Source organism: Synechococcus sp. CCY 0621, assembly GCF_019038465.1.
GTDB lineage: Bacteria > Cyanobacteriota > Cyanobacteriia > PCC-6307 > Cyanobiaceae > Cyanobium.
Genome location: NZ_JAFKRH010000002.1, coordinates 1 through 6,482, shown reverse-complemented (window position 1 = coordinate 6,482; position 6,482 = coordinate 1). Strand labels below are relative to the sequence as shown.

8 protein-coding genes are annotated in these 6,482 nt (G+C 68.3%); 5 read left to right on the top strand and 3 right to left on the bottom strand.

The window, feature by feature from the left end:
• The coding region (locus KUG43_RS00520) for a glycogen/starch/alpha-glucan phosphorylase (protein WP_216905182.1) at positions 1-704 on the top strand (704 nt) is incomplete at its 5' end.
• 45 nt (positions 705-749) lie between these two features.
• The gene (locus tag KUG43_RS00515) at positions 750-1,166 is read left to right on the top strand and encodes a Crp/Fnr family transcriptional regulator (protein ID WP_216905181.1); all 417 of its coding nucleotides are present in this window, start codon (positions 750-752) and stop codon (positions 1,164-1,166) included.
• On the opposite strand, the gene KUG43_RS00510 is transcribed toward KUG43_RS00515, so the two are convergent.
• The gene (locus KUG43_RS00510) at positions 1,144-2,376 is read right to left on the bottom strand and encodes an NAD(P)/FAD-dependent oxidoreductase (RefSeq protein ID WP_216905180.1); all 1,233 of its coding nucleotides are present in this window, start codon (positions 2,374-2,376) and stop codon (positions 1,144-1,146) included. The genes KUG43_RS00515 and KUG43_RS00510 overlap by 23 nt on opposite strands.
• A 114-nt stretch (positions 2,377-2,490) precedes the next feature.
• Here KUG43_RS00510 and KUG43_RS00505 point away from each other — a divergent pair, with 114 nt between their 5' ends.
• Both KUG43_RS00505 and KUG43_RS00500 read left to right on the top strand, forming a co-directional pair.
• A complete protein-coding gene (locus tag KUG43_RS00505) occupies positions 2,491-2,703 on the top strand; it encodes an acetyltransferase (protein WP_216905179.1) in 213 nt (70 codons plus the stop codon).
• Positions 2,704-2,738: 35 nt separating this feature from the next.
• Complete coding sequence (locus KUG43_RS00500; RefSeq protein ID WP_216905178.1) at positions 2,739-3,713, top strand: cation diffusion facilitator family transporter; 975 nt, start codon at positions 2,739-2,741, stop codon at positions 3,711-3,713.
• Here KUG43_RS00500 and cysW read toward each other — a convergent pair.
• On the bottom strand, positions 3,646-4,545 hold the full coding sequence (cysW, locus tag KUG43_RS00495) for a sulfate ABC transporter permease subunit CysW (protein WP_286194248.1): 900 nt from the start codon (positions 4,543-4,545) through the stop codon (positions 3,646-3,648). The genes KUG43_RS00500 and cysW overlap by 68 nt on opposite strands.
• 36 nt (positions 4,546-4,581) lie before the next feature.
• Positions 4,582-5,433, bottom strand: coding sequence for a sulfate ABC transporter permease subunit CysT (gene cysT / locus KUG43_RS00490; RefSeq protein ID WP_216905177.1), 852 nt, complete (start codon positions 5,431-5,433; stop codon positions 4,582-4,584).
• Between the two features lie 109 nt (positions 5,434-5,542).
• Here cysT and KUG43_RS00485 point away from each other — a divergent pair.
• A partial coding sequence (locus KUG43_RS00485; protein ID WP_216905176.1) for a sulfate/molybdate ABC transporter ATP-binding protein occupies positions 5,543-6,482 on the top strand: 940 nt, incomplete at its 3' end.

Genomic DNA, 6,482 nt, shown 5'->3' with positions numbered 1-6,482 from the left:
GCAAGGCCGCCCCGGGCTACGCCATGGCCAAGCTGATCATCCGCTTCATCAACGGCATCGCCGATGTCGTCAACGCCGACCCCGACATGGACGGCCGGCTGCGGGTCATCTTCCTGGCCGACTACAACGTCAAGCTCGGCGAGCGCGTCTACCCCGCCGCCGACCTCTCCGAGCAGATCTCCACCGCCGGCCTCGAGGCCTCCGGCACCGGCAACATGAAATTCATGATGAACGGTGCCCTCACCATCGGCACCCTCGATGGCGCCAACGTCGAGATCCGCGAGCAGGCAGGCGCCGACAACTTCTTCCTCTTTGGCCGCAGCACCGAAGAGATCGCCCAGCTGCGGGGCCACTACAGACCCTGGGAGTGGCTCGGGAACGATCCCCTGCTGGCGGAGGTGTTCGACCTGATCGGGCAGGGGCACTTCAGCCAGGGGGACACGGAGCGGTTTCGCCCCCTGACGGACCAGCTGCGGGGGGCCGATCCCTTCTTCGTGCTGGCCGACTTCAGCGACTACCTCCGGGCCCAGGACGCCATCAACGCCACCTGGGCCGACCGCCGCCGCTGGAATCTGATGGCCCTGCTGAACACCGCCCGCAGCGGCTTCTTCTCCTCCGACCGCGCCATCGGGGAGTATGCCGAAAGGATCTGGGACGTGAAGCCCTCCCCGGTGACCATGACCGACGGCCCCGTTCCCACCTGATCCTTAACCCACCATCTGCAAGGTGGTCGGATCCAGGAGTCCACCATGACCTCCCCCTCCCCAGGCGCCCTGACCACCATGCGGCTCCTGGCCCAGGACCGGGACCTGCGGACGATCGCGGCAGGGGAGGTGATCTTCCGGGCTGGCGAGGCGGGCAAGTCGGTCTTCGGCATCGTGGATGGCGAGGTCCGGATCGACTGGGCCGAAGGAAAGGCCAGTGAGATCCTCGGGCCCGGCAGCAGCTTCGGGGTGGGAGCCCTGGTGGGCGCCCAGCATCAGCGCTTCGGCACCGCCACGGCCCTGCGCGACACACAGCTGCTCGAAATGAATCGGGAGGAGTTCCTGTTCGCCCTCCAGGAACTGCCGATGTTCGCCCTGGAGATGCTGCACGGGTTGGAAGAGCGCCTGGGCCACCTGAACAAGTCGCCCGGCAGCGACCTCAGTGGGCCACCCCAGGCATGAAGCGCCGCTCATGGGGGGCTCCCTTGAGCATGCGGTTCCAGTAGATCCAGGGCAGCACATCCTTCTTCACCACCCACATGCTCCAGCGCTCCTGGGTGGGATCGAGGGGGAAGGAAGGAACGGGCTGTCCCTCGTAGTTGAATTCGGCCATGATCACGCGCCCGTAGCCGGTGATCAGCGGGCAGCAGGCGTAGCCGTCGTAGCGGGCCGCCAGGGGCTGGCCATCGAGGTGGGCCAGCAGGTTGGCCACCAGCACCGGGGCCTGGCCCCGCACCGCGGCGGCGGTCTTGGAGTTGGGCAGCGAGGAGACGTCGCCAAGCGAGAAGACGTTGGCATGGCGCACGTGCTGGGTGGTGAACTTGTCCACCTCCACCCAGCCGCCCGGACCGGCCACCGCCAGGGGGCTGGTGGCCACCACATCCGGGGCCGCCATCGGCGGGGTGACGTGCAGCATGCCGAAGGGCAGCACCTCCTCCCGCACCGTGTCGCCGTCCTTGACGGTGAAGACCGCCTCCTTGCTGGCGGCGCGGACCTCCTTGAGGGTGTGCTGGTAGCGGGGCTCGATGCCGCGGCGGGCCACAACCCGGCGCAGGGGTTCGGCGAAGGTGGGAATGGCGAAGATCCCGGGCGTGGCGGTGGCGTAGATCACCTTGGTCGCCGCCGCGACCTGCGGCGAACGCTTGAAGACGTCGTCGGCCAGGTACATGATCTTCTGGGGCGCCCCGGCGCACTTGATCGGCGTGTCGGGGAAGGTGAAGATCGCGTTGCCGCCTGAGAAGGCCTGGATGGTCTTCCAGGTGTAGTCGACCAGATCCTTGGAATAGTTGCTGGTGATGCCGCCAGTGCCCAAGGCCTCCGGCAGCCCCTTGATCCGGTCCCAGCACAGCTTGATGCCGGTGGCCACCACCAGCACGTCGTAGTGGAGCGTTTCGCCGTCGGTGCTGGCCACGGTGCCGGCCACCGGATCGAAACCGGCGGCGGCGGCGCGGATCCAGCGCACCCCCTCCGGAATCAGATCAGCCTCGGCGCGGCGGGTCTGCTCGAGGGTGAAGACCCCACTGCCCACCAGGGTCCAGCCGGGTTGGTAATAGTGGTCGGGGGAGGGCTCCAGGATGGCGATCTCCAGGCCCGGCCGCGCCCGCTTCAGCTGGCTGGCCACGGTGAGGCCCGCTGCCCCTCCGCCGACGATCAGGATCTGGTGATGGGCCATGGAACGGAGATCGAACGCGGAGGGCCCGGCAACGGCGAGGGGGAAATGTCACGATCACTACCCTTCATGGCGCCGAAGCACCAGACTGAAGGTATCGAGAACCGGTGCAGGGCGATGTTCCTGAAAGTACGCCACGACGATGACGCCAGCCTGGTGGAGGTGCTGAACGTCAAGCAGTTGTTCAATCCGTTTGACGCCCGGGTGCAGGCCCGTCTCCATGGCGGCGAGGAGATGCAGGATCCCCAGGAGTACGCCAAGGCCGACCTGTTCTTTCCCTCCGGGGAGGCCCTGCCACGCTGCTGGCTCGATTCCCACTACCAGAGCTGAAAGCCAGCCGAGGCCAGCGCTGCTAAGACGCCTCCATGGCGTCCCATTCCGACCAGCACCAAGCCCACGAGCATGGGCAAACGCACCGGCAGGGTTCGCCTCGGGCCTTCTTCTGGGGTGTGCTGCTGAACAGCGGCCTCTCGGGGCTGCAGTTGGCGATCGGCATCGGCTTTGGCTCCCTGGCCCTGATCGGCGATGCCATCCACAACCTCGGTGACGTGGCCGGACTGCTGTTCGGCTGGGGGGCCGAGCGGCTCAGCGCCCGCCCGGCCACGGCCCGCTTCACCTATGGCTTAGGCCGCAGCACCCAGCTGGCCTCGCTGATGAACGCGGCCCTGATCCTGATGGCCGCCGGGGTGGTGATCGTTGAAGGGGTGCAACGGCTGCTGGATCCGGTGCCGGTGGTGAGCGGCCCGGTGGCCTGGGCGGCGGCGGCCGGGATCGTGGTCAACCTGCTGTCGGCCCGTCTCTTCGGCGGCGGGCACCACCATGATCTGAACCGGCGGGCGGCGGTGGTGCACCTGCTCACCGATGCCGCCGTCTCGGCCGCGGTGCTGGTCAGCGCCCTTCTGGTCGGTCTGGTGGGGTGGATGTGGCTGGATGCAGTTACCGCGATCGGTGTGGGGCTGGCCGTGGCCTGGAGCGGCTGGGAGCTGCTGGGTGAGGCCCTCAGTGCCTCCCTCGATGCCGTGCCACGGGACATCAACCTGACCGCGGTGGAGACGGCCCTGCGCACCCTGCCCGGCGTCGAGAACGTGCACCATCTGCATGTCTGGGGCATGAGCACCTCCCGCACCGCCCTGACGGCCCACCTGAGCCGCGCCACCGCTGGCGAGGAAGATGGGGAGTTGCTGCAGCTGGCCCAGCAGCGGCTGGCCGACCTCGGCATCACCCACAGCACGATCCAGATCGAGCCGCCCGGGGGCTGCTCGCAGGACCGCCTCAGCCCTCAGGCTCCACCCGGCTCGCCTTCCTGTCCTGTTCCAGGACCTGCTCCACCAGGATCTTGAGCAGCAGCGACACGATCGCCACCCCCCCCAGCACCATCGCCGCGCCGAAGGCCAGCTCGGTCTGATAGTTCTTGTAGGCATCCTCCACAAACAGGGGCAGGGTCTGGGTGAGGCCCTCGATGTTGCCGCTGACCACCGCGACGGCCCCGAATTCCCCCAGGGCCCGGGCCGTGGTGAGGATCAGGCCGTAGAGGGCGGCCCAGCGCACCGAAGGGAGCGTCACCTTCCAGAACACCTGCCAGTTGGTGGCGCCGAGGGTGCGGGCGGCCTCCTCCTGCTCCCAGCCCTCCTCCTCCAGCAGGGGGATCACCTCCCGGGCCATGAAGGGGAAGGTGACGATGATCGTGGCCAGCACGATCCCGGGCCAGGAGAAGATGATCTTCCAGCCCAGACTCTCGATGGCGCCCCCCAGCAGGCCATGGCTGGGGCTGTAGAGCAGCACCAGCATCAGGCCCACCACCACCGGCGAGATCGAGAAGGGCAGGTCGATGACGCTGAGCAGCAGGGCCTTGCCCCGGAACTGGCGGCGGGCGATGGCGGTGGCCGCGGCCAGGCCGAAGATGACGTTGCAGGGCACCGCCACGGCAGTGGCAAACAGGGTGAGCCGCAGGGCGGACAGCAGTTCGTGGGACTGGAAGTTCTCCAGGAAGGGGCCCAGCCCCTTGGCGAAGGCCGAGGCCACCACGCTCAGGGCCGGCAGCAGGATCACCACCCCCACGTAGAGGCAGGCGATCAGGGGAATCAGGATTGCCGGCAGGTCCAGGCCCTGGCGGCGCGAGGGCCTGGCTGGAGCGGGCCTGGAGGTCTCCAGGGTGGGAACAACGATGGTCATGGCGAAGCAATCAACGCAACGGAAGCTGGAGATCAATCAGGCCGCATCGCCCTGGTAGCGCTGGCCCCAGACCTGCAGCAGGTTGATCACCAGCAGGCTGAACAGGGAAAAGATCAGCATCACCGAGCCGATCACGGTGGCGGCCTCGAAGTCGTATTCCTCGAGTTTCTGGATGATCAGGGTGGGGGTGATCAGGTCACGGAAGGGCACGTTGCTGGAGATCATCACCACCGAGCCGTATTCCCCCACGGCCCGGCTGTAGCCCTGGGCCACCCCGCCGAGGATCGCCGGCAGCAGCTGGGGCAGCACCACCCGCACGGTGGTCTGCAGGGGCGTGGCCCCCAGGCACCAGGAGGCTTCCTCCTGCTCCTTCTCCAGGGAGCGCAGCACCGGCTCCACCGTTCGCACCACAAAGGGCAGCGAGATGAACACCATCGCCACCGTCACTCCTGGGGCGGCAAAGGCCACCTTGAGGCCGAAGGCCTCGTTCAGCGGTTGGCCCAGCCAGCCGTTGGTGCTGTACACGGCCGTGAGCGCCAACCCGGCCACGGCGGTGGGCAGGGCGAAGGGCAGATCGATCAGGGCATCCAGCAGCCGCTGGCCCGGGAAGCGGCAGCGCACCAGCGCCCAGGCCACCACCAGACCGAACACGCCGTTGATCACACTGGCCACCAGGGCCAGGCCGAAGCTGACCTTGTAGGTGGCGATGGCCTCCGGCGTGGTGGCCATCTCCCAGAAACCGGCGGGTCCCACCGCAGCGGCCCTGAGCAGCATGGCCCCCAGGGGCAGGAAGAGGATCAGGCCCAGGTAGGTCCAGGTGATGCGCCAGGGCCAGCTGGGCAGGCTCAGGGCAGGCGGGCGCCAGCGGCGCAGCGGGGCGGGGGTCATCGGGGGCGCCGGATCGGCGGGGTGGCGCTGACCGTATCACCCCAAAGGACGGTTTGGCGGTGTGTTTACCGGTATAGTCGACTCTCCTCGTGCCACCCAGGCCGCTCCGATGGGCATCCGCGTCGCCAACGTCAGCAAGAGCTTCGGCGATTTCCGCGCCGTGGACGACGTCAGCGTCGACGTGGAAAGCGGCTCCCTGGTGGCCCTGCTGGGGCCGTCCGGATCGGGCAAGAGCACCCTGCTGCGCCTGATCGCCGGGCTGGAGGAGGCCGATGCCGGCCGCATCTGGATCACCGGCGAAGAGGCCACCCAACGCTCGGTCCAGGAGCGCCAGGTGGGCTTCGTGTTCCAACATTTCGCCCTGTTCAAGCACCGCAACGTGCGCCGCAATGTGGCCTTCGGCCTCGAGCTGCGCCGCTGGAAGCCCGAGGCGATCCGCCGCCGGGTCGACGAGCTGCTCGACCTGGTGCACCTGCGCGGCTACGGCAGCCGCTTCCCCTCCCAACTGTCCGGTGGCCAGCGCCAGCGGGTGGCCCTGGCCCGGGCCCTGGCGGTGCAGCCCCAGGTGCTGCTGCTCGATGAACCCTTCAGCGCCCTCGATGCCAAGGTGCGCAAGGAGCTGCGCGCCTGGTTGCGCAATCTCCACGACGAGATGCATGTCACCACGGTGATCGTGACCCACGACCAGGAGGAGGCCATGGAGGTGGCCGATCGGATCGTGGTGATGAACGAAGGGCGGGTGGAGCAGATCGGCTCTCCGGCGGAGATCTACGACCATCCCGCGTCCCCCTTCGTGATGAGCTTCGTGGGGGCCGTCAACGAACTGCCCAGCGGCGCCCTGCCCGTGCGCCGTGGCGCCGTGCCGCCGCTGCCGTCGGAAGGGCGGATCTTCGTACGCCCCCACCACGTTCAGGTGCATGCCACCCCCCAGCCGGGCACCGTGCCGGCACGCCTGCGGCGCCTCACCCACATGGGCCGCGACCTGCAGGCGGAACTGGTGCTCGACACGGAAGAGGTGGTGGTGGCCCAGTTCCCCCGGGAAGAGGTCG

Excerpts from the sequence above, each read along its gene's own strand:
- KUG43_RS00515 (WP_216905181.1), top strand. The coding sequence starts at position 750 with ATGACCTCCCCCTCCCCAGGCGCCCTGACCACCATGCGGCTCCTGGCC.
- KUG43_RS00510 (WP_216905180.1), bottom strand. The coding sequence starts at position 2,376 with ATGGCCCATCACCAGATCCTGATCGTCGGCGGAGGGGCAGCGGGCCTC.
- KUG43_RS00505 (WP_216905179.1), top strand. The coding sequence starts at position 2,491 with ATGTTCCTGAAAGTACGCCACGACGATGACGCCAGCCTGGTGGAGGTG.
- KUG43_RS00500 (WP_216905178.1), top strand. The coding sequence starts at position 2,739 with ATGGCGTCCCATTCCGACCAGCACCAAGCCCACGAGCATGGGCAAACG.
- cysW (WP_286194248.1), bottom strand. The coding sequence starts at position 4,545 with ATGACCATCGTTGTTCCCACCCTGGAGACCTCCAGGCCCGCTCCAGCC.
- cysT (WP_216905177.1), bottom strand. The coding sequence starts at position 5,433 with ATGACCCCCGCCCCGCTGCGCCGCTGGCGCCCGCCTGCCCTGAGCCTG.